We start from the raw sequence: 26,577 nt of genomic DNA, 5'->3' as shown, positions 1-26,577 counted from the left end.
ATGGTCATGCAAGACTTATGGACGATCCAAGATTGGAAAAATGCGTATGCAAATCAGCAAATCAATATTGATGGTTTAATCGACTATGTTAAAACCATAAAAAATGATGATCATGCTTGGATTGAAATCGCATCTTCAGCACAAATACAGATGCAAATTGAGTATTTAAAAACTCAAAATAGCGATGATCTACCCCTCTATGGTGTGCCCTTTGCAGTCAAAGACAATATTGATGTTGCTGGTTTTCATACAACAGGTGCATGTAAAGAAGCTGAATATTTAGCAACAACAGATGCAACGGTGGTTGCAAAGTTAAAAAAAGCAGGTGCTATTGTTATTGGTAAAACCAATCTTGACCAATTTGCAACAGGTTTAGTCGGAGTACGTTCGCCGTATGGTGCAGTAAAAAATAGCTTTAATCCAGAATATATCAGTGGTGGTTCCAGTTCTGGGTCGTCTGTGACTGTAGCGAATGGAGTTGTACCTTTTAGTTTAGGTACAGACACAGCAGGTTCAGGTCGAGTTCCAGCAGGTCATAACAATATAGTTGGACTGAAACCTACAAAGGGATGGTTTTCCACCACAGGTTTAATGCCTGCGTGTAGAACACTGGATGTGATTTCAATTTTTGCACTGACCAGTGATGATGCTTGGCTGGTTGCAACATTGATGCAAGGTAATGATAAAACAGATGCTTATTCGCGTAGTCATCCTGCCAATGTTGCAACACAATTTTCTAAAGGAAAAATTGCGATACCTGCTCAACTTGAGTTTTATGGTGATATTGAATCTGAGAAAGCATTTAAGATTGCAGTAGAACGTGTTCAGGCACTTGGATATGAGGTTGAATCTATTGATTTTACGGATTTCAACCTTTTGGCGAGAGCACTTTATAATGACGCTTGGGTTGCAGAGCGAACGGTTGCTGTCGAAGCGCGAGTCTCTCGGCAACAAGCGCATCCAGTGATTGCTGAAATCATTGCGCAAGCAGATCAGTTTAAAGCTACAGATACATTTAAAGCTGAGTATCAACGGGCTGAATTAGCACAAAAAATTAATCTTCAATTACAAGCCTATGATGCATTGATGGTACCGACTTCACCGACGATTTATCGGATCAGTGAAGTTGAAGCAGATCCACTCAATAAAAATTCACATATGGGGGCATATACCAACTTTGTAAATTTTGCTGATCTATCTGCGATTGCCTTACCAAATACCATTCGTGCAGATGGTCTGCCTAGTGGCGTGACTTTTATTGCATCTGCTTGGTATGACCAAGCTTTGGCAAAATTTGCCCAACAATGGCAAACACTCACAGAACTTCCTCTTGGCACGTCATCATATCGTTATCAAAAAAGTCTTGAAATTGAATCACAAAACTCGGTAAAGCTCGCTGTGGTCGGTGCACATCTCTCAGCGATGCCTTTGAATTTTCAATTGACAACCCGGCAATCGACATTGCTCGCAAAAACCCGAACGGCTAAAAGCTATAAGCTATTTGCTTTGAAAAATACCGTTCCACCGAAACCGGGATTGCAATTTGATATTGATGGCACTTCGATTGAAGTTGAAGTTTGGGATATTCCTTTGGCGAATTTTGGGGCAATCGTCGCAGAAGTTCCATCACCACTAGGCATTGGCAATCTACAGCTTGAAGATGGGACATGGGTGAAAGGTTTTATTTGTGAAGCTTATGCAATTCAAGAGGCTGTCGATATCAGTCATTTTGGTGGTTGGCGTGCCTACATCAAATCACTCAGTCTATCAAATACAAAATTTAACTGTGAGAACGTTGGGGGAGTTTCGGTATGATTCGTAAATCTTTTTTATCTATATCCATTTTAACTACAGTTTTAATATCGGGTTGTGACAACACAGCAAAAGTGCCAGAAGCCAAAGAAAATAAGCAAACCACAGCAAAGGCACAACCGATTACCATTGGTTATAGTGATTGGCCGGGATTTGTTGCATGGCAAGTTGCGATTGAAAAGGGGTGGTTAAAAGAAGCGGGATTAAATGTTGATTTTAAATGGTTTGATTACTCAGCATCGCTTTCAGCTTTTTCAGCAAATCAATTGGATGCGGTATTTGTCACCAATGGAGATAATTTGGTGACTGCTTCAGGCGGTACGCAAGGCATGATGATTATGGCAACAGATTATTCTGCTGGAAATGATGTCATTATTGCCAAAGAGGGGATTAATCATATTCAGGATTTAAAAGGCAAATCAGTTGGTGTTGAAAAGGGATTGGTGGACCATTTACTGCTTGCAACAGCGATGTCAGATCAGAAAATTCCCATCAATGAAATCAAATTGGTGAATTCTGCGACCAATCAATTACCTCAAGTGTTTTCAAGTCCTGATATTTCAGCAATTGCAGTTTGGCAGCCTGTTGCCAGTCAAGCATTAAAAGCCGTTGCAGGATCAAAAATCATTTATACATCGCAAGATAAACCGGGTTTAATCTATGACACATTGACGGTCAATATGAGTCATTTAACTGCACATAAAGAGGAATGGAAAAAAGTTCTGCAAGTGTGGGATAAAACGGTGAAATATATCAACGATCCGGCTACACATGCAGATGCAGTCAAAATTATGGCAAATCGTTCAGGTGTCGATCCGAAACAATACGAAACGATGGTGAATGGTACACATTTACTGGATATTTCAGCCAATAAAAAAGTCTTTAGCAAAGGTAATGGTTTCGATTCGATATATGGCTCGTCCTATCATGTGAATAAATTCAATGTACAGAATGGCATCTATAAAACTGAGCAAAATGTAGATAGTTTGATTTATCCAACCTTATTACAAGAGTTACCATAAGGGGATTTGCGCCAATAGGATTGGTCTGGAGAGGCATCTTTATGACCAATCGCGAATTAGCTAAAGACCCAATAGCCTAAGCAGTATCATTCTGGAAACTTAAATAATTAGATAAGAAGCTTCACTGCTTCTTATCTTGTGAAAAGCTTTGATCAATTAGTGCAGACGATGCCTTAGTTTTCAGAGATGAAAAGATACCATCTCGAACATTGAGCTAATTCATTCAAATTAAGTCGAAGGTATGTTATTTTCTTCATCTAATCATATTGATCCGTATCATCGCCTAACTCAGTTGGGCTTTTAATTGTTTAGATCAAATTAAGCATAACAATATTTAAATCTGTTCATTCAGTATTATCTTTTTAAATATAGTCAATCTGTTGAAAAATTCATACAGTAGAATATCATTTCTGTTGATCAATAAAATTAAAGCGATCAATATATTGTTTGATGATATAAAGCTTGCACTGCCACCCTTTAGCTCTAGAGTTTAAATTGTTTTGCGTAGGCGATACTTTATTTTCAGAGATGAAAAGTATCAAAAATCTTCCGTTGAGCGAGGGGTACATCCTAATACCCCCGCTCAACATGGCGACATCCATGTCGCCTCGTGATAGCAATACTGTTTATGATTCAAAAGTACAAAATAAATGAATCATCCAAATCACTTGTATGAATAATCAGGCGGTTTGACTATATGAGTCCAAATTGACCAAAAAGGAATTAAAAAAGAAGATTGAGGCAAATGAGTAGCCTCAAAATTTCAGGCATAAACTGTATTTAAGTGAGTTCTGTACTATTTGAAAAAAGATGAATAATTGAAATCCCAATAATCATCAGTGAAAGTCCAAGAATAGCGGCTAAATCCAAGTGCTGTTTATAATAAAAAAAGCCGACCAAAGAAACCAAAATAATCCCAGCGCCTGACCACAAGGCATAGGTAATACCGACTGGAATGGTTTTCATGGTCAGGGATAAGAAATAAATCGCCACGGCATAGCCACAGATGGTGATGATTGAAGGAAAGAGTTGACTAAATCCTTCTGAAGCTTTCATGGCAGAGGTCGCAATGACTTCTGCCACAATTGCAATAATTAAATAGATAAAAGACATGGTTAAAATATGTTTCCTAGACACTTATTTTTGCATGATGGAAAAGGTGGTTGTGTTCCTGATCAAACCAGGCAAGGCTGGCATTTGATGTTGCTGTCTCTGTGGAAAAACAAAAATCTTGATCAAAAGTATCAATGGTGAAATATAACTGGCAACGTTGTCCTTGAATTAAGCGTTGCTGTACCAATGTGTTGTCATCCAACTGAGTAAAGTCATCAAGTTCTATTTGTGTGCCAACTTGCTCCGTCACAGTACTGAGGTCAATCATTTGCTGTCCAAAACTAACCGATACTTCGTAATCTTGGATATCTTGAACAGTGAAATCTTGCTGAGCAAAGGCTTCGGTCAAAGATTTCTCCATTTCTAAACGTTGTTGGATCTCAGGACGGCGTGATCGTGCAAAGGCAATAAAATGATCACAAATAATTAAGCCACCATCCGCAGGGTAGCTTGTATTTAAATCCAGATTGTCAATTTTAAATAAACGTAAACCCAGAAAAAGCCCACGTTTGGCTTGCTGACGCCAGTCTTCAACATAAGCATGGCTCGGGGAAAATTCTAAAATGGCATTGCCAATGGCATAGAGTTTTGCTGGTTCAGGCCATTGAACATGATTTTGATAATTACTGGTGATTTGCCAAGAAAGTAGTTGCTGTTGCTCATCCCACAGTGTATTGCCAACCCAGCCTTGTCGCTCCAAAACGGGTGTTGTGTTTTGGCTTTTTAAACGTAAATCGATGGTGAATGATTTAGACTGAAACCAATAGACCAGGGTAGTTTCGTCAGTGAGCCCATTGGCAAAGCTAATACTTTTACGGCGAAAAGCACCCAACAAATACTCAGGGAGTAGGCATTTTGAAGTAGCAGATACTTTGAGTTGAGTGCAGAGTGTTATGAGATTCATTGTGACTCCTCGTTTTGGTTTAAACCAAAGGAGTAAAGTGGTCTGGCATTTTCAAGTTGAATTTCACCACGTGCGACTTTATCTTTGAGATATTGAAATGTTTGCGCTGTTTGATTAAATAAATGCTCCCCACCTTTTAATGGCGCATAGTGAGCAGATTCAGGATTGAACAATGGCTGAATGATGTAGTCATAATCACATGAGAAAAAGAATGGAAAAGAATAACGTTCCTCAGCCACTTTCTTCACACGATGTTTGGTGGCTAAATAACGTCCATTGGATAAAATCTCCATCATATCGCCAATGTTCATAATCAAGGTATTTTCAAGCAATGGTACATCTATCCATTGTCCAGCTTTATTGAGCACTTGTAAGCCGGGTGCAGTCGGGAGAAGTAAGGTAAAACATTCATAATCCGTATGCGCACCTATACCTTCTTTATCCTGAATATCCGCAATATATGGATAATGTATCAAGCGAAGTTGACTGGGTGCTTTTGAAATATGTGCATCAAAATAATGCTCATCCAAGTCCAATGCTAAGGCAAAACTTTGAAAAATTTGCTGCCCAATTTTTTTAATATGTTGATAATAATTGGAAACATGCAATTTAAAGCTAGGATCACCAGGCCACTGAGTTGGACCTACCAGTGGGCGTCGATCTTCCAAACTGAGGTGATCATAATTCACATCATAAGCTTCTTTGAGGTCATAGGTATTTTCTACAAAACGTTCTTCCCCAATGGGCACATAGCCACTGTGATTCTCCGATAGACCAATATAATTCTGCATCTTTAAGGCTGTATCTTGGGCAAAATACTGTTGCGCCGTTTGATGGAGTTTTTCAAATAATTCAGGCTTAAATTGTTCACCTTTTAGATAAAGAAAACCAACATCTTTACAGGCTTGATCTAAAGCATGTGCGACTTTCAAGCGTTCATTACGATCAGCGCTACACAATAAAGAAATATCCAAAAGTGGTAAAACATAGCGATTTGTCATGAATATCACCAAAGTTGGTCGTCCAACAAAGAACTAAGCAATTTGGGTCGTCCCAAATGCGATAAGAAAGCGTTTATGGCTTATTTATCCGTACTGATTTGTGTCATACGTGGAATTTTCGGTAAATTTTGTAGTGCTGGATCAAGTTCATCTTCTTGAGCATGCACTAACTGATCAACGCGAGCTCTGAGTTGTTTGAATGCAGAGCTGTTGATTAAGTCTGTTGAACGTGGACGAGGTAAATCGACTTCAATGATCTCTTTGATTTCACCGGGGTTGGCTTTAAGTGCCACAATACGATCAGCCAACAATATGGCTTCATCCATATCATGGGTCACAAAAATAATCGTGATGTCTACGTTTTGCCATAAATCCATCAGATGTTTTTGCATCTTTTGGCGAGTATGAGGGTCTAATGCGCCAAAAGGTTCATCCATCAATAAAATTTTAGGTTCATTGACCAAAGCACGTGCAATAGCGACACGTTGTTTCATCCCACCTGATAACTGATGAGGATATTGATTTTCATATTTTTCTAAACCAATGATATTAATCCATTCACGTGCATGGGATTCAGCAGAAATTTGACTGATACCTTTCATTCGTGGACCAAACATGACATTTTCTTTGACTGTTTTCCAAGGAAATAGCGTATAGCCTTGGAACACCATACCCCGTTCAGGACTAGGACCTGTAATACGCTCGCCATCGACCAAGACCTCGCCACTGTGATAAGGATCTAAACCCGCAATCACACGGCTTAAGGTGGATTTCCCGCAACCAGAAGGACCAATCACACAAACAAATTCTCGTTTATGGATTTTTAAATCAAGCTGTTGTAACACCACTCGTTCAGACTTGCCATGTTTAAATACTTGGCTGAGTTGTTTGGTCTCTAAAATGACAGGACGTGCATAGATCTTTTGAAAATATTCATGTGAGTTAAAAGTTGAATCATTCATTATTTTGCTCCTATTTTCCATGCAAACATACGCTCACCCAACTTCATCAACACCCAATCACAAACTAAGCCGATCACCCCAATAATTAAGATTGCGGCATACACATTGTCAAAGTTTTGATAGCGCGCTTGTTGGGTGATAAACCAAGTGATACCAGAGGTTGTTCCGATCAATTCAGAGACGATTAAATAGGTCCATGCCCAACCCAGTAGCACTCTTAAATCGCGGTAGATATCAGGAAATGCGGCGGGAATAACGACATGAAACAGACTTTTCAATTTATTGGTTCCTAGGGTATAACCCGCTTCAATCAACCCTTGATCAACCATGCGTGTGGTGTTGGCGATAATCAAAATTTCCTGAAAAAGTGTACCAATGACAATGATTGCAATTTTCGGTGCATCATTAATTCCTAAAATCGCTACAGCCAAGGCACCGAATGCAGGTGCAGGCAAATAGCGAAAGAATTCAACAAAAGGTTCAGTGAGTAGAGATATTTTTTGTGAGAAGCCACAAAGAATTCCCAGTGGGATACCAACAATTGAGGAAATCAGAAAAGCTGAAAAAACAATTTTAATACTGTGCCACAAACTTTGATGAAACCAAGGCGTATCAGGTTGTTCGGGTGGCGTGGTAAAAGCAGTCACCAATGCTTTAGCAACTTCATGTGGAGCTGGTAAGTAAATTGGATTGACCAAAATACCTTCTGGTGGTGCAGAATGGTGATCTACAGTATTTTGTGCCTCACTATAGAACACATTTTTATCGACACGGCTTCCGACTTGCAGATATGAAACACTTCCTGAATCGGTAATTTGCACTTGGGGATGCCAAATAAAAGGTAAATAACTAACAGCACACCAGAGACATATAGGGATCAGAAAAGAGCACAAGCTTAAGATCAGCTTGTTCTTTTGACCCATATCCTTTGCGACATAACCCATATTTGTCATCCTCATTCTTTGCTTGAGTATTACGATTATTAAAAAACGTAATATTGATTAAGCAAAATGAGTGCCATGAGTCAAAAGACATGAGATTGAAGTAAATAAAAAAGTAAGTGATGTGTTCAAACAGTTGAAAGGTTTGAAACATGATGCTTTTAAAAAGCATTTAAAATAAAAAGATAATCGAAAAGTGTTGAATGAAATTATTGAGAATGAAATATAGTCAAAACGTCTGATTATTCATACAAGTAATTTGGATGATTCATTTATTTTGTACTTTTGAATCATAAACAGTCTTGCTATCACGAGGCGACATGGATGTCGCCATGTTGAGCGGGGGTATTAGGATGTACCCCTCGCTCAACGGAAGATTTTTGTTACTTTTCATCTCTGAAAAGTAAAGTATCGCCTACGCAAAACAATTTAAACTCTAGAGCTAAAGCGTGGCAGTGCAAGGCTTATATCATCGAACAATATATTGATCGCTTTAATTTTATTGATCAAGAGAAATGATATTCTACTGTATGAATTTTTCAACAGTTTGACTATAGATAGAGTATTTAAGAATAAAGAGGACAAACGTTGTGCGCTTTGAGGGTGATGTTCATGAATTGAATTCACACTTGTTGTTAAAATTGAACCATAAAGAAGCCGTTCTATTCAATTGAATACAACGGCATTTTGATTGCACAAAAATATAGATCATGATTCACTAAAGTTGAACATCAAAGCATATTCAATTTAGGTGGATAAAATTTAATTTAAAATGGAAGCGGTTCTAATCCTTTGACGATATCGTTAAATTCAGAACCGTTCAGCCAAAATGATTTCTTTAAAAATAGTGTAGTCATGATACTTTCAGCATCATCACTGTTGGTGTTTTCACAGAATAAACCATATTGACTGCCAAGCACATTATTGTCTTCAATTAAACGAATATAGTACGCATGTTGTTCATCAGCATAACCAAGAATTGCATCACGTTGAGTAGCCATTTTTATGTCTCCACATAGAAAATCAATCAAATAAGTGCATAACGAAGACCAGAGAACTTGTTCAAAAAAATCAATAAAATAACATTGAGCTTATATTGTAAATTATTGATTTATGATAAGTATATTGATTGTCTTTGACATCCTTGTTCAAAGAAATGTATCAAAACTGATCGATAGGGTTATTGTTATTCAAAAAAAACTTGCCGTCAACTTGAATTTGTAACTTTTTCAAGGTATATTGATTTTACTGGTTTTTATGTAGCATACAGGATAAAAAATGACTAAAAAAGTAGAATTTGAACATGGAGGTGCGAGAGCCAATGCTGGACGAAAAGCACAATTCAGTGAGCCTACCAAAGTAATCCGTGTGCCTGAATCCCAAGTTGATTTTATCAAAAATTGGTTACTGAAAAATTTCAGCAACGCGCAGCTAAGTGATTTTAGCTCGACTATGAATATCCAAACAGTTCAAGCAAAAAACGATAAGATTTATCAAATTCCTTTAGCGACCGAACGAGTTGCAGCAGGTGTGCCGTTTTCTGTTCAGGACACGATTGAACAATCTTTGGATATGAATGAATATCTGATTCGAAATGAAAGTTCGACTTTTATTGTTAAAGCCAATTCTCTTTCAATGTTGGATGTGGGGATAGATATTGAAGACCCGTTGATCGTCGATCGTAGTATCACGGCAAAGTCTGGTGATATTGTGATTGCGCGTATTGACAATGATTTTACCGTGAAGCGCTTAATGATTGATAAGCATTTTGATCCACCTAAAGTTTGGTTAAAAGCAGAAAACCCTGAATTTAAGAATATTTATATTGAAGAAGGGCAAGAGTTTGAAATTTGGGGTGTCGTCACCTATAACTTAAAGCGTATGCGTTGATTAGCTTCTTTTTTAATTGTCTCTAATTACTCAAGCTAGCAACATTCGTGTTGCTTTTTTTGATCGAATTTTAAGTAAAGTGAATGCATTACATGAAAAAAATGAGTTGATATATCCACTACATTAAAAACCTGCCTTTAGCTGAATTAGCTGTTTATAAACATGCTCGCTTCAAGCAAGCATGCTCAAAATTCATAAATACCAAAATTTAAAAAATATTAATTCGGCATATTTCTTGCTGTTGTTCGCTTAATTAATTTATCGAATGGTAAAAAATGAAAGAGAAGATTTTTCCTTGTAGCAACGGACAAGATGCCGAATTCGTCATTTTGTCTTCAGGTTTAGGTGGACATGCAACATTCTGGCAACCGCAGATTGAGCCGCTAACGCAATATTTTCATGTCTTGGTTTATGATCAAGAAGGCTGTCACGCAGATTCAGCCCATTTGCCTCAATACTATTCCATTCAAAATATGGCTGAACAAGTCCTCGCAATTTTGCAAAAGTATAAAATCGATAAATGTCACTTTATTGGGCATGCCTTAGGTGCAGTGATTGGAGCTGAACTGGCTGTGCTGGTACAAAATACTTCGATTTCTTTATTGAGTTTAACCATGATCAATGCTTGGGATACTTTGGATCCCCACACACAAAAATGTTTTCAAACTCGAATCGCTTTATTAAAAGATTCTGGGGCAGAAGCTTATGTGCGTGCACAGGCTTTGTTTCTTTATCCTTCTGCTTTTATTTCAAAAAATCACCAAGAAATACAACAGATAGAGAATATAGGACTACAAGACTTTCCTCCATCGCACAATGTAATGGCACGATTGAAAGCACTGATGAAATTTGAAATTTTACCCATTCATCGAAATGCTTTATTGAATACAGAGTTGTATTACATTGCCAATAAAGATGATTTTCTGGTGCCTTATCAAAAAAGTCATGATCTTCAAGCAGCATTAGGGCATGGGGACTTAACTGTATTGGACTATGGTGCACATGCTTCAACAATCACTGACAGTAAAACACTCAATCATTTGTTGATTAAAAACTTAAAAGGATAAGCGCGATGAGTAAGCAAGAAAATATAGATTTAGATCAATTGTTTCATCAAGCCAGAACACATAATGGCTGGTTAGATCAGCAAATCTCAACTGAACAAATTCACAAAATCTATGACTTGGTTAAAATGGGACCGACATCAGCCAATTGTTGTCCTGCACGATTTGTATTTTTAACGACGGCTGAGTCAAAAGCCCAGCTTAAACCTGCGTTGTCTATAGGAAATATTGAGAAAACCATGTCGGCGCCTTTGACCGTATTAGTCGCCACAGATCAAAAGTTCTATGATCAATTTGGTAAATTATTTCCGCATGCTGATGCGAAGTCTTGGTTTACGTCAAGCCCTGAACTGACACAAGAAACAGCGTTTCGTAATAGTTCAATGCAGGCTGCTTATTTGATTTTAGCTTGTCGGAGTTTAGGGCTAGATACGGGACCAATGTCTGGCTTTAATCCTCAAAAAGTAAATGATATTTTCTTTAAGAACACGGATTATCAAATTAATATGATCATTAATATTGGATATGGAGATCATACAAAAATATATTCAAGACTACCTAGGTTAGATTTTTTGGAAGCATGTAAAATATTATAAATAATATTTAAATAAGAAAGAATTAAATTAAACCGTATCTATTTTTGATGCGGTTTTTTATTTGATGTAAGTATTTAATTGAGAAGTTTTAGAAATGATCTAATTCGGCGCATTTTGCACCATTTTAGTTTATTGGTGTTTCCATAATATAAAACTATTTTTTACCAAAAGGTAAAATAAAAATTGAATATAAAAAATTAAATATAATAAACAATAGGATAAATTTAGTGGCACGCCCTATGCATTATTAAAAATATCAAAGCGTCTAAATTTGAGTTTATGACGAAGTAGTTTTGTTTAGAATATTTTTTATGCAGTGAGGTTTAAAGATGAAAATAGGTGTATTTTGTCCGATTGGAAACAATGGCTGGTTGCTTTCAGAAAATGCTCCGCAATATAAACCAACATTTGAGTTGAATAAACAGATTGTACAACGCGCTGAATATTATGGTTTTGATTTTGCACTTTCTATGATTAAACTCCGCGGTTTTGGCGGTAAAACTGAATTTTGGGATTATAACTTAGAAACTTTTACATTAATGGCAGGTCTTGCGGCTGTGACCAGTAAAATTAAAATTTTTGCTACGGCAGCAACGTTGGTGATGCCTCCAGCAATTGTGGCACGAATGGCTTCAACCATTGACTCAATTTCTAATGGAAGATTCGGTTTAAACGTTGTTACGGGATGGCAACCACCTGAATATACACAAATGGGCATGTGGCCTGGGAATGATTATTTTGCCAAGCGTTATGATTATTTGTCGGAATATGTCGAAATTTTACGTGAGTTATGGGCAACAGGAAAATCAGATTTTAAAGGTGAGTTTTTCCAAATGGACGATTGCCAAGTCAAGCCAACACCGCAAGCGGACATGAAAATTATCTGTGCAGGGCAGTCTGAGACAGGTCTGGCGTTCTCTGCACAATATGCAGACTATAACTTTGTTTTTGGAAAAGGGCTAAATACACCAACTGCCTATGCTGAAATCAATGATCGCTTAAAAGTACATACAGATCGAACCGGGCGTGAGGTTCAAACTTATGTGCTGTTTATGGTGATAGCAGCTGAAACAGATCAAGAAGCAATGGATAAATGGAAAAATTACAACGCAGGTGCAGATGTAGAAGCAATTAACTGGCTGATGAATCAAGGGGGTAAAGATCAAACATCTGGCACAGATACCAATATTCGTCAAATGGCGTCTAGCGTATCTCCTGTCAATATCAATATGGGTACGATCGTGGGGGCGTATGACAATGTTGCCAAGATGCTGGATGAAATTGCTGAAATAGATGGAACGGAAGGGATTTTATTAACTTTTGATGATTTTGTACAAGGTGTGGAGGATTTTGGTCAGCGTATTCAACCCTTGATGAAAAGTCGTGAAGCTGTTGTTGCAAGTTATCAAGAACCTAGCCAAACCATTTTGGAGAAAAGCGCATGAATATGATGGAAAAAAACCAAGCTCTATCGAACATTGTTTGTGCTGATTTTACCTCTCAAGCAGGTACGGGAAAACTTTTAAAGGCTGAACCTGAATCTATTCAACTGGCACCTGAGCATACAGCACTTATTGTGATTGATATGCAAAATGCTTATACCTCGCTCGGTGGTTACTTAGATCTGGCAGGCTTTGATGTTTCAAAAACTCAACCTGTGGTCGCAAATATAAAAAAAGCGGTTAATGCTGCACATACTGCGGGTATCCAAGTGATCTATTTTCAAAATGGTTGGGATGATCAATATCAAGAGGCAGGTGGTTTAGGTTCACCGAATTTTCATAAATCCAATGCATTAAAAACCATGCGTAAAAAACCAGAGTTGGCAGGCAAATTATTGGCAAAAGGTGGCTGGGATTTTGCATTAATCGATGAGTTAAAACCTAAAGCTCAAGATATTGTTATTGAAAAACCTCGTTATAGCGGCTTCTTTAATACTGCTTTAGATAGCATGTTACGTGCTCGTGGTATACGAAATCTGGTTTTTGTCGGCATCGCCACCAACGTTTGTGTCGAGTCAACCTTGAGGGATGGTTTCTTTTTGGAATATTTTGGCATCGCGCTAGAAGATGCTTGTTATCAGGCAGGTCCAGAAGAAGCTCAAGTCGCAGCTTTATATAACATTAAAACTTTTTTTGGATGGGTGTCAAATACCGCTGCATTTGTAGAAACTTTTCAATCACCTCAAGAAACTACAGTGGTTTTAAGTCAATCTGCCTAAGTATTTTTTAATGATTTATTCATTTTTGCCACCTGTTAATGATTCAGTTTATGGCGGAGATGGACTTTGTAAAATAAGGAATTTTAAATGTCTAAACAAGTTGTAATCCCAGCAGGAACTTCTAAACCACTCGCCCCTTATGTTCCTGCAACTAAAGCAGACAATATCGTTTATGTTTCAGGCACTTTGGCATTTGATGAAAATAATGATGTGGTTTATGTCGGCGATGCTGCGGGACAAACTCGGCATATTCTAGAAACCATCAAAAGAGTGATAGAAACAGCGGGTGGAACGATGGATGACGTCACGTTTAATTCAATCTTTGTCAGAGATTGGGCAGATTATGCTGCGGTGAATACAGTTTATGCTGAATATTTTCCTAATGATAAACCCGCACGCTACTGTGTTCAGGTGGGGTTAGTCAAACCCGATGCTCTCGTTGAAATTGCATCTGTTGCACATGTGGGATAAGCCTTCGTTCAATTTTATTAATCACCTGAATTTAATTTTTCAACGATATTTTTAACCCCTTTGAGCATTTGCGCATCGGGGTGGGAGAGCCATGATGCAAATGATCAAACCAACCAACACAGTCGTAGGTGAAATAATTGAATTCACTCAAGCCAATGAAGCCAACGTTCATTTAGAAGTCGATCAAACCTTATTCAGACAGGGGATGTCTAATTTAGGTGCGGCAGTCAATGTAATCACCACTAAAGGCAAGGCAGGGCAAGCAGGTTTTACAGCTTCCGCAGTATGTAGTGTGACTGATACACCACCCACTTTATTGGTTTGTTTAAATCGATCTTCTTCTGTTTACAGCACATTTTCAGAAAATAAAGTTTTATGTGTCAACACATTAGGGTCAAATCAGGCAGATTTATCTAATTTATTTGGGGGAAAAACACCCATGCAAGAAAGATTTGCACAAGCCAACTGGAGTGAGCTGATCACTGGCTCACCCGTGTTGGAGAGTGCATTGATTTCGTTTGATTGTGAAGTTGTTTCGAGTCAATCCGTAGGAAGCCATGATGTGCTGTTTTGCCAAGTCAAAGCAATAAGACACAATCCAGACTTAAATGCGCTTCTCTATTTTAAACGTAACTATTGTGAACCTCAAAACGTATGTTGATTTTTAAATATGGGGAATTAAAAAATGGCGACAAAAGAACCGTGGTTTGCTTCATTTAAACCTTATACAGGAAATTTAGACCAAACACCTGTGCAGATTGACGAGTATTTACCAGCAGGAAAAAGCATCGTACTGGGCTTACAACATGCTTTTGCAATGTTTGGTGCAACTGTTTTAGCACCTTTATTGATGGGTTTTGATCCGAACTTAACCATATTCATTACAGGGATTGGCACAATTTTATTTTTCCTCATGACTGGTGGAAGAATGCCGAGTTATCTCGGGTCGAGTTTTGCATTTATTGGTGCTGTAGCAGCAGCAACAGGTTACGCAGGTGTTGGAACAAATCCCAATATCGCAGTGGCTTTGGGAGGAACTATTGCCTGTGGTTTGGTTTACGCTGCCATCGGTTTAATCGTGATGAAAACAGGAACAGGTTGGATAGAAAAACTGATGCCTCCGATCGTTACTGGGGCAATTGTCATGATCATTGGACTAAACCTTGCACCGGTCACCATTAAAAGCGTTTCAGCCAATTCTTTTGATACTTGGATGGCAATTCTCACAATCGTGTGTATTAGTGTCATTGCTGTATTTACCCGAGGGATGATGCGTCGACTTTTGCTTTTGCTGGGGTTGGTCTGTGCTTATGTCCTGTATTTTATTCTTGCCAATGTCATGGGACTAGGTAAAGCCATTGATTTTGCCGTGATCAATAACGCTGCTTGGTTTGGATTACCACATTTTGTTGCACCGACATTTAATGCCAATGCGATGCTTTTGATAGCACCTGTTGCCATCATTCTCGTTGCGGAAAACTTAGGTCATTTTAAAGCGGTCTCTGCCATGACTGGGCGAAATTTATCGCCTTATATGGGGCGCGCATTTTTTGCTGATGGTGTTTGTACAACTTTATCAGCATCAGTCGGTGGCACAGGAATGACCACTTATGCTGAAAATATTGGCGTGATGGCGGTGACCAAGATTTACTCGACGACCGTATTTGTGATTGCTGGTATTTTTGCCATCTTATTGGGGTTATCACCTAAATTTGGTGCGGTCATCAGTACCATTCCAGTCGCTTTACTTGGCGGAGCGTCTATTGTGGTATTTGGTTTAATCACTGTGGCAGGCGCAAAAATTTGGATAGATAACAAAATTGATTTTACTAAAAATAGTACCCTTATCATTGCTGCTGTCAGTCTGATCATGGGGGCGGGGAATTTTAGCGTGCATATTGGCTCGTTTGATTTAGGCGGTATCGGTACAGCCACTTTGACTGCAATTATTCTAAATTTATTCCTCAACCGCGGCGAAAAGCCCTCTGGTGCAGTGCAGACGGAGTCTGATGAAAGTATCAAGTCATTTACGCATAGTGCTTAAAACGGAGATGAATGTGATGAGCAATAATACAAAAGACAGTGAGTTGCCCCATGTCGCATTCATTGGGCTTGGGGCAATGGGATGGCATATGGCTTCCCATCTGCCTAAGGTATGTAAAACAGTAAAAGTCTGGAATCGAAATTTTGAAAAAGCCCAACAACATGCGCAAAGCTTTGGAACAATTGCTGTAAATTTACAAGAAGCAGTACAGGCAGACATCATTTTTTCTTGTTTACCCACCAGCGCAGATGTTGAAAACTTGATTGCAAGGGTCAGCTTAAAAGCTGGAAGTATTTGGGTGGATTGTACCAGTGGTATTCCCAGTTCAGCGTGTCGATTGGCAGAAAAGCTAAAAAAGTTAAATATTGATTATTTGGATGCACCTGTTTCAGGACAAACCATCGGAGCAGAAAATGGCACTCTGACCGTGATGTTGGCAGGTCATTATGATGCCTGTCTACGTGCAAAGCCATTTATTCAAGCCTTTGCTGATCTCATTGAATATGTGGGAGAAAGTGGTTCTGGTTTTGCAGTAAAAGCTGTTAACAATAGTTTAATGGCTGTGAATCTTTGGGCAGCCGCCGAAGGGCTAAGTATTTTAAAAGCCCAACAAGTGGATTTAGCAGCGGCGCTTAACTGTATCAATCATTCCAGTGGGCGAAGTGGTATGTCTGAAACCATCGTTGCACAGAGAATCTTGAATGGTGCATTTGATCGAAGCTTTGCTTTAAACCTGCTTCAAAAAGATATGGGGATTGCTATAGATTTAATGCGTCGTAGCCAGCTCGAACTTCAAGTATTGCAAACAACCCATGCTTGCTATGATCTGATTAAAACAACAGATGCAGCATCCATGGACTTTTCAGCAGCAATACAACGTTTGGAGCAAGACACAGGCTACAAATTACGGTTTTAATGACTTGGTTTTAAATATTTGAAATTTAAATAATATTTAATTTATCTTATTGCTATTCTAGCAATAGAAATATCTCAAAAATGTTGATCTTTATATTGAATGCCCTGTGCGACAATTTTTGTCGCACAGGGCATTTTTGTATCTAGTAATAGTTTTCCCAATTTATATAATAGAACCTGTAAGCACGATGAGATTTAAAATATGAATGATTTAATTAAAGTACGCGAAGTTTTAAAGAATATTCAAAATCAACATAATAAAAATCGAGCCATTTCTTTGGTAGGAATGGTTGATTTAAATGAACTTGATATTACATGGTTGATTGAAGAAAATTATATTGAAATTGATGATGCTATTTCATATTTAGATAATAAAAACATTGTTTTTATTAAGGATTTGACTTTTAAAGGTAAAAAATTACTCTACCAACTTAGTGTCTAGTTAAGTTTTATAAAAACAATAAGACATGAATAAGAATAAGATAAAACAATAATCGTTTTTTTACTTTTTTTGAAAAAAATAATAATAAGAATACGGCTGAATAACAATAAGTGAAAAAGAAAAATAAATAACAATAAAATATGATAATTGATAATTTTAAATCCAAATCAATAGGTCAATATTGGTTTGGATTTTTTACGTTTAAAATAAGCAATATTATGCATGGGCGCGTCATTCACGAATTAAAACTTGTATCGTGGTGGAACACTGGTTAAAAATGAATAACGATCAATCGATACTAAAAAGGATTTTAGGATGAAACGACCAAAGTATATGCAAAAATCAGAATGGGAAGCACGTTGCCAGTTGGCAGCACTGTATCGTTTAATTGCATATTTTAAAATGACAGATTTGATTGATACACATATCAGTTTACGCGTTCCCGATGAATCTGATCATTTTCTGATTAATCGTTATGGCGTGACTTTTGATCAAATGACTGCTTCTGATTTGGTCAAAATTGACCATCAAGGCAATATCGTGGCGAAAGGTGATCAAGGTAAGATGGTCAATGTTGCTGGATTTGTGATTCATTCTGCCTTACACCATGCCAATGATCAGATTAACTGTGTGATTCATACCCATACAGCAGATGGTATTGCCGTTTCTGCACAAGAAAAAGGGTTATTGCCTTTGTCTCAACATGCACTGAAGTTTTATAACAATATTGCCTATCATGAGTATGAAGGGATTGCTTTTTCAACCGAAGAACGTGAGCGTTTAGTTAAAGACCTTGGTGAGCATCGTTGTATGATCTTACGCAATCATGGTTTATTGGCAACAGGGAATAGCATAGCTCGAGCATTTCATGAAATTTATTTTCTTGAACGTGCCTGTCAGATTCAGATTAAAGCCATGAGTAGTTCAAAGTTACATTATCCGAGTAAAGAGGTTTCAGAATATACTGTGAAGCAATTTGAAAGTGAAGCTGCTGAACCGATTATCTGTGCAGCTTGGAATGCTGCATTATCATTGATCAAAGATCAGAAAAAGGATTATTGTCGTTGAGTGGGGGAGTACTCGCCCTATCTTGAGCTGAATAGGCAGTTTTGAAATAGTATAAAAAAACCTCCATATATTGCATATGGAGGTTTTTATTTCAGCAGGATTAACTGTTTAAATCAAACCAAATAAATTGGCTGTTTTCATGTGCAGTGAGTGTTGAATCTTCATCAAATAAGTAAGCATCGCCTGCTTTCAGTACTTGACCGGCAATATCAATCTCACCTTCGATCACATGCACATAGTTAAATTTTTGAGTCGCTTTAACGTCTAAGCTGTGATCTTTTTCCAAATACGCTGCTTTGATTTCAGCATTTTGACGAATGTGCATTGGAGCATCATCATTTGGACCAACAATCAATTGCCATTCATTCGGTGATTTTTTAGGATCACGTTCGATTTGTTGATAATTCGGTTCAGCATCACGAACATTTGGAATTACCCAGATTTGAAGCATATGAACAGCTTCATCACCTTGGTTAATTTCGCTGTGTTGTACACCAGTACCTGCACTCATCAATTGCCATTCACCTGCATTGATATGACGTTCATTTCCCATACTGTCTTTATGTGAAATTGTGCCTTTCAATACACAGGTCAAGATTTCCATATTGTCGTGAGGATGAGTACCAAAACCATTGTGTGCGGCAATCGTATCATCATTGATCACACGTAATGAACCGACGCCCATGTATTTTGGGTCATACCAGCTACCAAATGAGAAGCTGTGTTTGGTGTCCAACCAGCCCATTTTGACATGACCACGGTTTTCGCTGTGATGTAAAAAAGTATTCATCTCAAATCTCCAATTCTTTATTTTTTAACATGAGTTGAGTTTAATATTTAAATATTTGAGATGAAATAATGAAATTACAACACATTGTTTTGTTTTTGCAACGCTGTTTAACAGGTACTTTAAATAAAAAACCAGTGCATTAGCACTGGTTCTATACGGTTAAAGTCTTTGATTATTCAAGGAACTTAACGGTAACACCTGATTTCACTTTTTTACCGAGATCATTTGCATCCCAGTTGGTTAGGCGGATACAACCATGCGATGCAGTCTTAGAAATCGCAGATGGGTTTGGTGTACCATGAATACCGAATGATTTTTTGCTTAAACCAATCCAGATATTACCTACAGGTGCATTAGGACCAGGTGGTAATGACAGTGGTTTCAAGTTTTTACCTTGTACAAAGTTGCTCGGTGAGTAGCTGTACCACGGATTACGTGCTACACCAGTTACTTTATAAGTACCTGTTGGTGACGGAGTATCTGAACTACCAATGGTTGCAGGGAACGAGCCAACCATTTGGTTTTGCGCATTAAACAAATACAACTGTTTGGCGCCTTTATGCGCAACGATCAAATGAATGTTTTCAGGTAATTCGTTACGGATATTGGTAACAATGATTTTTTCGCCAACTTTGTTGAAGTTCGCTTTGGGATTAAGTTTCTTTAAGAAATCTTCATCCATATGGAACTTTTCGCCCAACATTTCTGTAACACGTGTGTAGTACAAACCCGGCATTTTTGCTTGTAATGCATAATCATGTGGGATTGATTTTGCATATGGACCTTTTAAGTCCTCCGCAGTGATAGCGTATTCAACAAAAGCTGGTTTGTTGCCTTGTTGAGTCACAAGTGCATCCCAAGTTTCTTTGGTTAATTCACCTGTCGGTTTAATACCATTCATTTGTTGGAATGAAGCAATGGCTTTCAAGGTGTTCATACCACTTGAACCATCAATAGCGCCAGGAGAAGCGTGAGCATTATTTAACATGACGTGCGCACGTGCATAAACAGGGAATTGTCCTCTGCCAATATTTTCATACCATTGAGCGTTGTTTATTCCGTCTAAAGTCCAAGATGCTTTAACTGCATTCGGATTTGTAGGTGTTTTCGCTGGCGTAGTTTGTGGTGCAGATGGCGAAATTGCTGTATCTGAAGTTTTATCCTCAGTTTTTTCTAAATTCTGTAGCGTGTTTGCTGCTTTGTCCAAATCTTGTTGCTCTTGCGGACTGATCTGTGCTTCTACACTTGAAGCAGAACTGTCAATGGCAAGTGGATCGATAGGATCTTCAACAGGAGCAGCAACTTTTTTAGGCGTTAGCGGTTGCTCAGCTGTAGATGCAGCAAATGCTGTACCTGTTAACACACAGCTTAAACTCAAAGCAAGAATTGAGCGAACGAACATGTAGATCAACCTTAAGAATTATTCATAATTTATGACTAAAAATCTGCTTAAGTATTACAGAATTTATAAGGTGTTGCAGTATTTGTTTTGTGTTAATCATTTTTTTCTATAGACATTTTTGTCCCAGATGAGTTTTGTTTTGTTTTCGTATACAAAATTGCTGCTCAAATCAATAAGCTCAAAACTTTATTGAGAAAAATTTTCAAGAAATGAATATCAGTGGGACCTTTTTGTTATGATGGTGCGAAATTAATATTTGATTGGGAAAGTAAATGACGACCTTAAAAAATGATCGTTTTCTACGTGCCTTATTGCGTGAACCTGTAGATACCACACCAGTTTGGATGATGCGTCAAGCAGGGCGCTATTTACCAGAGTATCGTGAAACACGTGCTCAAGCGGGTGATTTTCTTTCTCTTTGTAAAAATACTGAATTTGCTTGTGAAGTGACGTTGCAACCATTACGCCGCTATGCATTGGATGCTGCCATTTTATTTTCAGATATTTTGACAGTACCTGATGCTTTAGGTTTAGGGCTTTATTTCGAAACAGGTGAAGGACCTAAATTTCATAAAACTGTGCGTACAGCACAAGATGTCGCAAACTTACCCAAATTTAATGCCAAGTCTGATCTTGCCTATGTCATGAATGCAGTTTCAACTATTCGTTCTGCATTGGCGGGTCAAGTGCCTTTAATTGGTTTTTCAGGCAGCCCTTGGACATTGGCTACCTATATGGTTGAAGGTGGTTCAAGCAAAGACTTTCGATTCACCAAACAAATGATGTATGCGCAACCCGAAGTCTTACATGCATTATTAGACCGTCTCGCTGATGCCGTAATTGATTATTTAAATGCCCAAATTGAGGCAGGTGCTCAAGCTGTTCAAATTTTTGATAGTTGGGGTGGTGCATTAGCACATCGTGAATATCTAGAATTTTCACTGAAGTATATGCAAAAAATCGTTGCTGGATTAAAACGTGAAAATGAAGGGCGTAAAGTGCCTGTAATTTTATTTACTAAAGGTGGTGGTCAATGGTTGGAACCAATGATCGCGACAGGTGCAGATGCGTTTGGTTTAGATTGGACAACACCTTTAAATGTTGCACGTCAAACAGTGAATGGACGAGCAGCATTACAGGGTAATTTAGATCCTGCAACGCTCTATGGCTCAGCCGCGACGATTGCAAAAGCAACTCAGGCAATGTTGGATGATGCCTATGCGAATGGTGAAAAAACAGGTTATGTCGCCAATTTAGGTCATGGCATAACCCAGTGGGTGGATCCTGATCATCCAAAAATATTTATTGATACTGTACATGATTATAGTGCGAAATATCTAGGCTAAGTGTTTGTTATTAATCATATGATGAACTACTTTAAATCATTGTTTGAATTTCTATCTAAGGCAGCTTCAGCTGCCTTATTTGGTATTTTATTGCTGATCGCATTTATCATCACGGCTAAAATGGGAAGCCAAGAGTTTTACGGTTTTTTCCGTTATGACTATCTTTTGTTTTATGCACTCATTATTCAAGCCTGTTTGCTTTATCTAAAATTAGAATCATGGGCAGAAGCTAAAGTCATTGCTTTGTTCCATATCATGGCAATGGGCATGGAAATTTTCTTGACTCATCCGCAAATTGCTTCTTGGCAATACCCGCAACCTGCTGTATTTAAAATTTTAACTGTGCCTTTGTTTGCAGGGTTTATGTATTCAGCAGTCGGAAGTTTCTTTGCACGATCATTGCGCTTATACCAAGTCTCATTTTTAAATTTACCTCGTTTTGGCAATATGCTGAGTTTAGCTGTGTTGTCTTATATCAACTTTATGAGTAAATTTTTTATTCCAGATTTTCGTAACGCACTGTTTATTTGGAGCGTGGTTATTTTCTGGAAGACTCAAATTCGTTTTAAACTTCAACAGCATGAATTACAACTTCCGATGTTGCCTGTGCTGATTATTTTGGCATTTATTATTTGGATTGCTGAGAATATCAGCACTTTTTATAAAATATGGTTGTATCCGAGTCAGGTCGATGCATGGCATATGGTGGGTTGGGGTAAACTCGGTTCTTGGTATCTGTTACTACTTTTAAGCTTGGTCTTGGTGCTTAAGATTTTGGGAAATCGAATGGAAAATGGTGATTGGTCACTTAAAAAATACAAAAATTAATTTTTAAGTGATTAAATTTTGATTTGCTTATCTGAATTTATGTGATAAATCTACGTGGGTGTAACATCCGTTGCATAGTTTGCAAAACAACAATTCACATATGTTGTATTAAAAATAATACATATGAAAATTCTGGAGACTTATATGTTAAAAAAAATCGCTTTAGCTGCTGTATTGGCTGCGGGTTCTAGTGTTGCTATGGCTGATCCAGACGTCGGTTGTGGTGTGGGTTCTCAAGTTTGGGCTGGTCAATCTGGTAAAGTGCCTAAAATTTTAGCAGCTACCACAAATGGGCTGTTTACTAACCAATTACTCGGTATTACTTTTGGTACTTTAGGTTGTAATGGTAATGGTAAAGTGACTGCGCAAGTGGTTACTTTTACGAATGAAAATTCTGAATCACTGGCACGTGATATGGCTGTAGGACAAGGTGAAAGCTTAACTGTACTTGCATCTTTGTTAAATGTTAAAGATGCTGATAAGGCACATTTCTATGCTGTGGCTAAATCTAACTTTGCCAATATCTATTCAGTAGAAAATCAAAATTCTCTACAAGTATTGGCATCACTTCAACAAGTGATGGCAAATGATGCAGTTTTAAAAGCTTACGTTTAAGCCAGAAAAACCCTGCTTTGGTGCAGGGTTTTTTTATTCAAAATTATTGCTCAATATACGATTGAAAATGAAACAAGATAAGCTACATGAAACAGGGAAAGTCGTGAGTTGATCCCAACTTATAATTACCGCATTTTATAACCATGATAAATTGATGATTGAATGAAATACATAGCACTTAGTTTTAGCGTATTCAGCACATTACTGACCATTTATTCCCATGCAGAAACACCAACATTAGAACAACAGACCTTAGCGAACTATTTGCAACTAGCTCAACAAAAACAATTGGCTGAACAGGTAACATGGAAACGTTTACTTTATGCTGATGGCACTGCTGAACATGGATCAAATCAAAAAAAGCGCAATCAAAGTGAAGTCAGCTATTCAGGTTATTTTTATGCTCCAGATGGTCGAGAGAATATTCAACATGAACTGAATGCTGATATTTCAGCACTATTTCAATCAGCGGATCCGAATCAATCTATACGCTGTAAATTTCCTGCCCGAAGCCAGTGGTTGATGCAGCAGTTAAATATTACTGAACAACAGTTACCTGTTATTTCTTGTCCGGAATTTGATCAATGGTTTGGACAAATTAAACCTTATAAAGCCACCTTGATCTATGCGACGGATTTTATGGGAAATCCAAGTTCAATGTTTGGACATACCTTACTTCGGCTTGATCCAAAAGATCAGAAGCAATTGAATTTGGTATCTTATGCAATTAACTATGCTGCCACCGTCAATAGTGAAGACAACTGGTCATATGCGTGGAAAGGTCTGGTTGGAAAATATCCAGGTGAATATTCATTAATGCCGTATTATCGAAAAGTAAAAGAATATGGTGATTTTGAAAGTAGGGATCTTTGGGAATATGAACTCAATTTAAATCCAGAGGAAACTGCATTTTTAGTCAAACATATTTGGGAAATGCAAAAAGTCAGCTTTCCTTATTATTTTGTCAGTGACAATTGCGCTTATCGATTGCTTGGTTTACTTGATCTTGTTCGTCCCGATTCAAATTTACGAAAAAAATTTACTTATGCTGCCATACCGATTGAAACCATTAAGGCAATTGATCAACAAGGATTAATTCAAGAAACGGTGTATCGCCCTGCATTAGAAACACAATTAAATTCGCAAGCCAAACAGCATGGTCATCAGCTAGCTAAGATAGCACATGAAGTTGCATCATTAGAACCGCAACAGATGCCACAAGCGATTGCTGCCTATAATGAAGCAGATCGAGCTAAAATTTTAGAAATGGCGTATGACGATTTATACTTACAGTTTGTAGCGCGACAAGTCGATGCAGGCTATACACAGCCACGTTTTAGACAATTGCTCGGGTTGCGTAGTCAGATTTCAATTGCAAAGCAACGTCAAGCGCCCGCTGAACCTAAGATTAACCCCGTCAAAGGGCATGATGCACGTAAATGGTCAGTTGCTGTAGGTGAGGTTCAAGGAGATAAGTATGCTGAGCTTGGTCATCGACAGGCTTATCATGACTTAACTGATCCACAAGGTGGTTTCCGAATAGGGACCCAATTACAGTTCTTAGATGGTGCAGCGCAGTGGCGAAATGACCGTTTAAAGCTCGAACATCTTGATCTACTCATAGTGAACTCGTATAACCCGATTACACCTTTTAAAACACCAATAACCTGGGGCTTTACTTTGGGTTGGCAACAAGAAGCAATTCAAAATGGGCAGTTTACAGACCAACAACAACATGGTGTCATGAGTGCAAAAGCGCAGTCTGGTTATACCATTGCGGATGATGATCGGAAACATTTGTGTTATGCCGAGTTGCAAACTCAGTTGCAAGCAGGAAAGTCATTGGATAAGGGATGGCGGCTAGGATTAGGTCCAACTGTAGGTTGTCAAAATATTTGGTCGGATCGGCTGAATAGTGTAGTTCAAGTGGAATTGCCATATTGGCAAGATACAAGTCAGTGGAATTTACGGGTGAACAGCTTGTTTCAATACGCACTAGATTCACAAAATAGTGTGCACCTAAAATGGGAATATCAACAACAAAATCAAATAGATTGGCAGAAAGTCGGTTTGGGTTTTGTTCACTATTTTTAGGCAGTTACAATCATCGAAAAAATTATCCAAGTAGGTTTTGGATTCGTATTCGAAGAATTTGTTGCCACTTGCGTAAAAAAGGGCTTTTGCATTTTGTAAAATAATCACCTTGATCAAGCTCTCGGATTGTATCGAGATAACCTGCGTCAAGTGCTTCTTCGAGTAGTTTAAAATCCGCAAAAACTTCAGCCTGAATTTGATAAGTTCGGGCGCAGATCAATTCGCCAACTTTATTTTTTAAATATGAAATTTCAGATTTTAGTGTGTTGAGGCTGATATTTTCATCCTCATATAGATAAAGGTGTAATTGTTCTAAGCTTAAGCCCATCGGATTGAGAATTAAAATACAGATGATTTCAAATTGGCGTGGTGTTAGAAGTACAGGCTGGTGATTGATTTTTATTTCATATTGGTTTGAATAAGCTTGGATGGACAAACACGGTATTGGTTCTTGATTTATTTTTTGTACAATCATCTCCGCACATTGCGTTGCAGCCAATTGTCCAAAAATATTTTCTTGTTTAAAACGGTTAAATAAAATCACCTCGCCATAAATATAGTGAGTTTTTAAATCGAAAATAGGAGCTTTGTAAACATATTCATTCTGTGATTCAAAGGGATACTTTATGTGTTGTTGTGAAGGCAATTGACTCGGATGGGATGTACACCAAAACAAACCTTTATACATATCCCAAATTTGTATCGTAATTAAAGCCAATGATGCGGTATTGAGTAAGTCATTTTTACAGGCAATTAACGCAAATCTTAGCTTTTGATTTGCAAGTGAATCCTCCTGTATTTGTTTTAGATTTTGATTCAAAGCATCAGTTTTTTCATCCATGGTCTTGGTCACATTGCACTTTATTTGTGTATAAATTCTAAATACTATATTAATTTTATTAAATAAATAGCAACTATGTATTTTTACTCCTTTTAATTTTTGCTTGATGATCGTTTTGTCCAAGTTCTATTTTTAAATGTTCTTCAACTTTTTTCCTACCTTTGTTTGTTAGATTGAAATTGAATCTGTTTTAAC

The 26,577-nt window shown here is 37.8% G+C and carries 26 protein-coding genes; 17 read left to right on the top strand and 9 right to left on the bottom strand.

Annotation, left to right across the window (positions count from 1 at the left end):
- Both atzF and I9192_RS14260 read left to right on the top strand, forming a co-directional pair.
- On the top strand, positions 1 to 1,815 hold the full coding sequence (gene atzF, locus I9192_RS14265) for an allophanate hydrolase (RefSeq protein ID WP_171067101.1): 1,815 nt from the start codon (positions 1 to 3) through the stop codon (positions 1,813 to 1,815).
- Positions 1,812 to 2,834: an ABC transporter substrate-binding protein gene (locus tag I9192_RS14260; RefSeq protein ID WP_005032484.1), complete on the top strand. Its 1,023-nt coding sequence runs from the start codon at positions 1,812 to 1,814 to the stop codon at positions 2,832 to 2,834. Before atzF ends, I9192_RS14260 begins: the two co-directional genes overlap by 4 nt.
- Positions 2,835 to 3,614: 780 nt before the next feature.
- On the opposite strand, the gene I9192_RS14255 is transcribed toward I9192_RS14260, so the two are convergent.
- From I9192_RS14255 to I9192_RS14230, 6 genes are all read right to left on the bottom strand, one after another.
- Positions 3,615 to 3,947: a DMT family transporter gene (locus tag I9192_RS14255; protein ID WP_005032482.1), complete on the bottom strand. Its 333-nt coding sequence runs from the start codon at positions 3,945 to 3,947 to the stop codon at positions 3,615 to 3,617.
- Between the two features lie 16 nt (positions 3,948 to 3,963).
- On the bottom strand, positions 3,964 to 4,851 hold the full coding sequence (locus I9192_RS14250) for a hypothetical protein (RefSeq protein WP_005032480.1): 888 nt from the start codon (positions 4,849 to 4,851) through the stop codon (positions 3,964 to 3,966).
- Positions 4,848 to 5,852 (bottom strand): isopenicillin N synthase family dioxygenase, encoded by a 1,005-nt coding sequence (locus I9192_RS14245; protein WP_005032478.1) that lies wholly within the window; start codon positions 5,850 to 5,852, stop codon positions 4,848 to 4,850. Before I9192_RS14245 ends, I9192_RS14250 begins: the two co-directional genes overlap by 4 nt.
- 80 nt (positions 5,853 to 5,932) lie before the next feature.
- Positions 5,933 to 6,814, bottom strand: a complete 882-nt coding sequence (locus I9192_RS14240; RefSeq protein WP_005032475.1) for an ABC transporter ATP-binding protein — start codon at positions 6,812 to 6,814, stop codon at positions 5,933 to 5,935.
- A complete protein-coding gene (locus I9192_RS14235) occupies positions 6,814 to 7,758 on the bottom strand; it encodes an ABC transporter permease (protein ID WP_005032473.1) in 945 nt (314 codons plus the stop codon). Before I9192_RS14235 ends, I9192_RS14240 begins: the two co-directional genes overlap by 1 nt.
- 764 nt (positions 7,759 to 8,522) lie before the next feature.
- Positions 8,523 to 8,756: a hypothetical protein gene (locus I9192_RS14230; protein WP_004828949.1), complete on the bottom strand. Its 234-nt coding sequence runs from the start codon at positions 8,754 to 8,756 to the stop codon at positions 8,523 to 8,525.
- Positions 8,757 to 9,033: 277 nt separating this feature from the next.
- Here I9192_RS14230 and I9192_RS14225 point away from each other — a divergent pair, with 277 nt between their 5' ends.
- From I9192_RS14225 to I9192_RS14175, 11 genes are all read left to right on the top strand, one after another.
- On the top strand, positions 9,034 to 9,645 hold the full coding sequence (locus tag I9192_RS14225; RefSeq protein ID WP_004828948.1) for a LexA family protein: 612 nt from the start codon (positions 9,034 to 9,036) through the stop codon (positions 9,643 to 9,645).
- A 275-nt stretch (positions 9,646 to 9,920) separates the two neighbouring features.
- Positions 9,921 to 10,712 (top strand): pyrimidine utilization protein D, encoded by a 792-nt coding sequence (gene rutD / locus I9192_RS14220; RefSeq protein WP_004828947.1) that lies wholly within the window; start codon positions 9,921 to 9,923, stop codon positions 10,710 to 10,712.
- A 5-nt stretch (positions 10,713 to 10,717) separates the two neighbouring features.
- Positions 10,718 to 11,305 (top strand): malonic semialdehyde reductase, encoded by a 588-nt coding sequence (locus I9192_RS14215; RefSeq protein ID WP_005032470.1) that lies wholly within the window; start codon positions 10,718 to 10,720, stop codon positions 11,303 to 11,305.
- A 329-nt stretch (positions 11,306 to 11,634) separates the two neighbouring features.
- Positions 11,635 to 12,750 carry a pyrimidine utilization protein A gene (gene rutA / locus I9192_RS14210; RefSeq protein ID WP_005032466.1) on the top strand — a complete coding sequence of 372 codons (1,116 nt, stop codon included), beginning with the start codon at positions 11,635 to 11,637 and terminating at the stop codon, positions 12,748 to 12,750.
- Positions 12,751 to 12,755: 5 nt separating this feature from the next.
- Positions 12,756 to 13,526: a pyrimidine utilization protein B gene (gene rutB / locus I9192_RS14205; protein ID WP_171066824.1), complete on the top strand. Its 771-nt coding sequence runs from the start codon at positions 12,756 to 12,758 to the stop codon at positions 13,524 to 13,526.
- A gap of 87 nt (positions 13,527 to 13,613) precedes the next feature.
- Positions 13,614 to 13,997: a pyrimidine utilization protein C gene (gene rutC / locus I9192_RS14200; protein ID WP_005032464.1), complete on the top strand. Its 384-nt coding sequence runs from the start codon at positions 13,614 to 13,616 to the stop codon at positions 13,995 to 13,997.
- 94 nt (positions 13,998 to 14,091) lie between these two features.
- Positions 14,092 to 14,658: an NADH-dependent FMN reductase RutF gene (gene rutF, locus I9192_RS14195; protein ID WP_005032462.1), complete on the top strand. Its 567-nt coding sequence runs from the start codon at positions 14,092 to 14,094 to the stop codon at positions 14,656 to 14,658.
- A gap of 24 nt (positions 14,659 to 14,682) precedes the next feature.
- A complete protein-coding gene (gene rutG, locus I9192_RS14190) occupies positions 14,683 to 16,041 on the top strand; it encodes a pyrimidine utilization transport protein G (protein ID WP_005032460.1) in 1,359 nt (452 codons plus the stop codon).
- A 16-nt stretch (positions 16,042 to 16,057) separates the two neighbouring features.
- Positions 16,058 to 16,957: an NAD(P)-dependent oxidoreductase gene (locus I9192_RS14185; protein ID WP_005032458.1), complete on the top strand. Its 900-nt coding sequence runs from the start codon at positions 16,058 to 16,060 to the stop codon at positions 16,955 to 16,957.
- Positions 16,958 to 17,158: 201 nt separating this feature from the next.
- On the top strand, positions 17,159 to 17,398 hold the full coding sequence (locus I9192_RS14180) for a hypothetical protein (protein WP_005032456.1): 240 nt from the start codon (positions 17,159 to 17,161) through the stop codon (positions 17,396 to 17,398).
- 315 nt (positions 17,399 to 17,713) lie between these two features.
- On the top strand, positions 17,714 to 18,466 hold the full coding sequence (locus tag I9192_RS14175) for a class II aldolase/adducin family protein (RefSeq protein WP_005032454.1): 753 nt from the start codon (positions 17,714 to 17,716) through the stop codon (positions 18,464 to 18,466).
- A 100-nt stretch (positions 18,467 to 18,566) separates the two neighbouring features.
- Here I9192_RS14175 and I9192_RS14170 read toward each other — a convergent pair whose 3' ends face one another.
- Together I9192_RS14170 and I9192_RS14165 are read right to left on the bottom strand one after the other, a co-directional pair.
- Positions 18,567 to 19,256 carry a pirin family protein gene (locus I9192_RS14170; protein WP_005032452.1) on the bottom strand — a complete coding sequence of 230 codons (690 nt, stop codon included), beginning with the start codon at positions 19,254 to 19,256 and terminating at the stop codon, positions 18,567 to 18,569.
- A 172-nt stretch (positions 19,257 to 19,428) separates the two neighbouring features.
- Entirely contained in the window at positions 19,429 to 20,658 is a 1,230-nt protein-coding gene (locus I9192_RS14165) for a L,D-transpeptidase family protein (RefSeq protein ID WP_005032450.1), read from the bottom strand.
- Between the two features lie 272 nt (positions 20,659 to 20,930).
- Here I9192_RS14165 and hemE point away from each other — a divergent pair, with 272 nt between their 5' ends.
- The 4 genes from hemE (at position 20,931) to I9192_RS14145 (ending at position 25,541) form a co-directional block, all read left to right on the top strand.
- Positions 20,931 to 22,004, top strand: coding sequence for a uroporphyrinogen decarboxylase (hemE, locus tag I9192_RS14160; protein WP_005032448.1), 1,074 nt, complete (start codon positions 20,931 to 20,933; stop codon positions 22,002 to 22,004).
- Between the two features lie 21 nt (positions 22,005 to 22,025).
- A complete protein-coding gene (locus I9192_RS14155) occupies positions 22,026 to 22,832 on the top strand; it encodes a DUF817 domain-containing protein (protein WP_010591166.1) in 807 nt (268 codons plus the stop codon).
- A gap of 144 nt (positions 22,833 to 22,976) precedes the next feature.
- Positions 22,977 to 23,447, top strand: a complete 471-nt coding sequence (locus I9192_RS14150; protein ID WP_004828916.1) for a DUF3015 family protein — start codon at positions 22,977 to 22,979, stop codon at positions 23,445 to 23,447.
- Between the two features lie 162 nt (positions 23,448 to 23,609).
- Positions 23,610 to 25,541 (top strand): Lnb N-terminal periplasmic domain-containing protein, encoded by a 1,932-nt coding sequence (locus I9192_RS14145; RefSeq protein ID WP_151801106.1) that lies wholly within the window; start codon positions 23,610 to 23,612, stop codon positions 25,539 to 25,541.
- Between the two features lie 22 nt (positions 25,542 to 25,563).
- On the opposite strand, the gene I9192_RS14140 is transcribed toward I9192_RS14145, so the two are convergent.
- Complete coding sequence (locus I9192_RS14140; RefSeq protein ID WP_005032442.1) at positions 25,564 to 26,382, bottom strand: helix-turn-helix domain-containing protein; 819 nt, start codon at positions 26,380 to 26,382, stop codon at positions 25,564 to 25,566.
- Between the last annotated feature and the right edge of the window lie 195 nt (positions 26,383 to 26,577).

It is taken from the genome of Acinetobacter bereziniae (assembly GCF_016576965.1).
Taxonomy (GTDB): domain Bacteria; phylum Pseudomonadota; class Gammaproteobacteria; order Pseudomonadales; family Moraxellaceae; genus Acinetobacter; species Acinetobacter bereziniae.
This window is presented reverse-complemented; position numbering and strand designations above follow the sequence as displayed.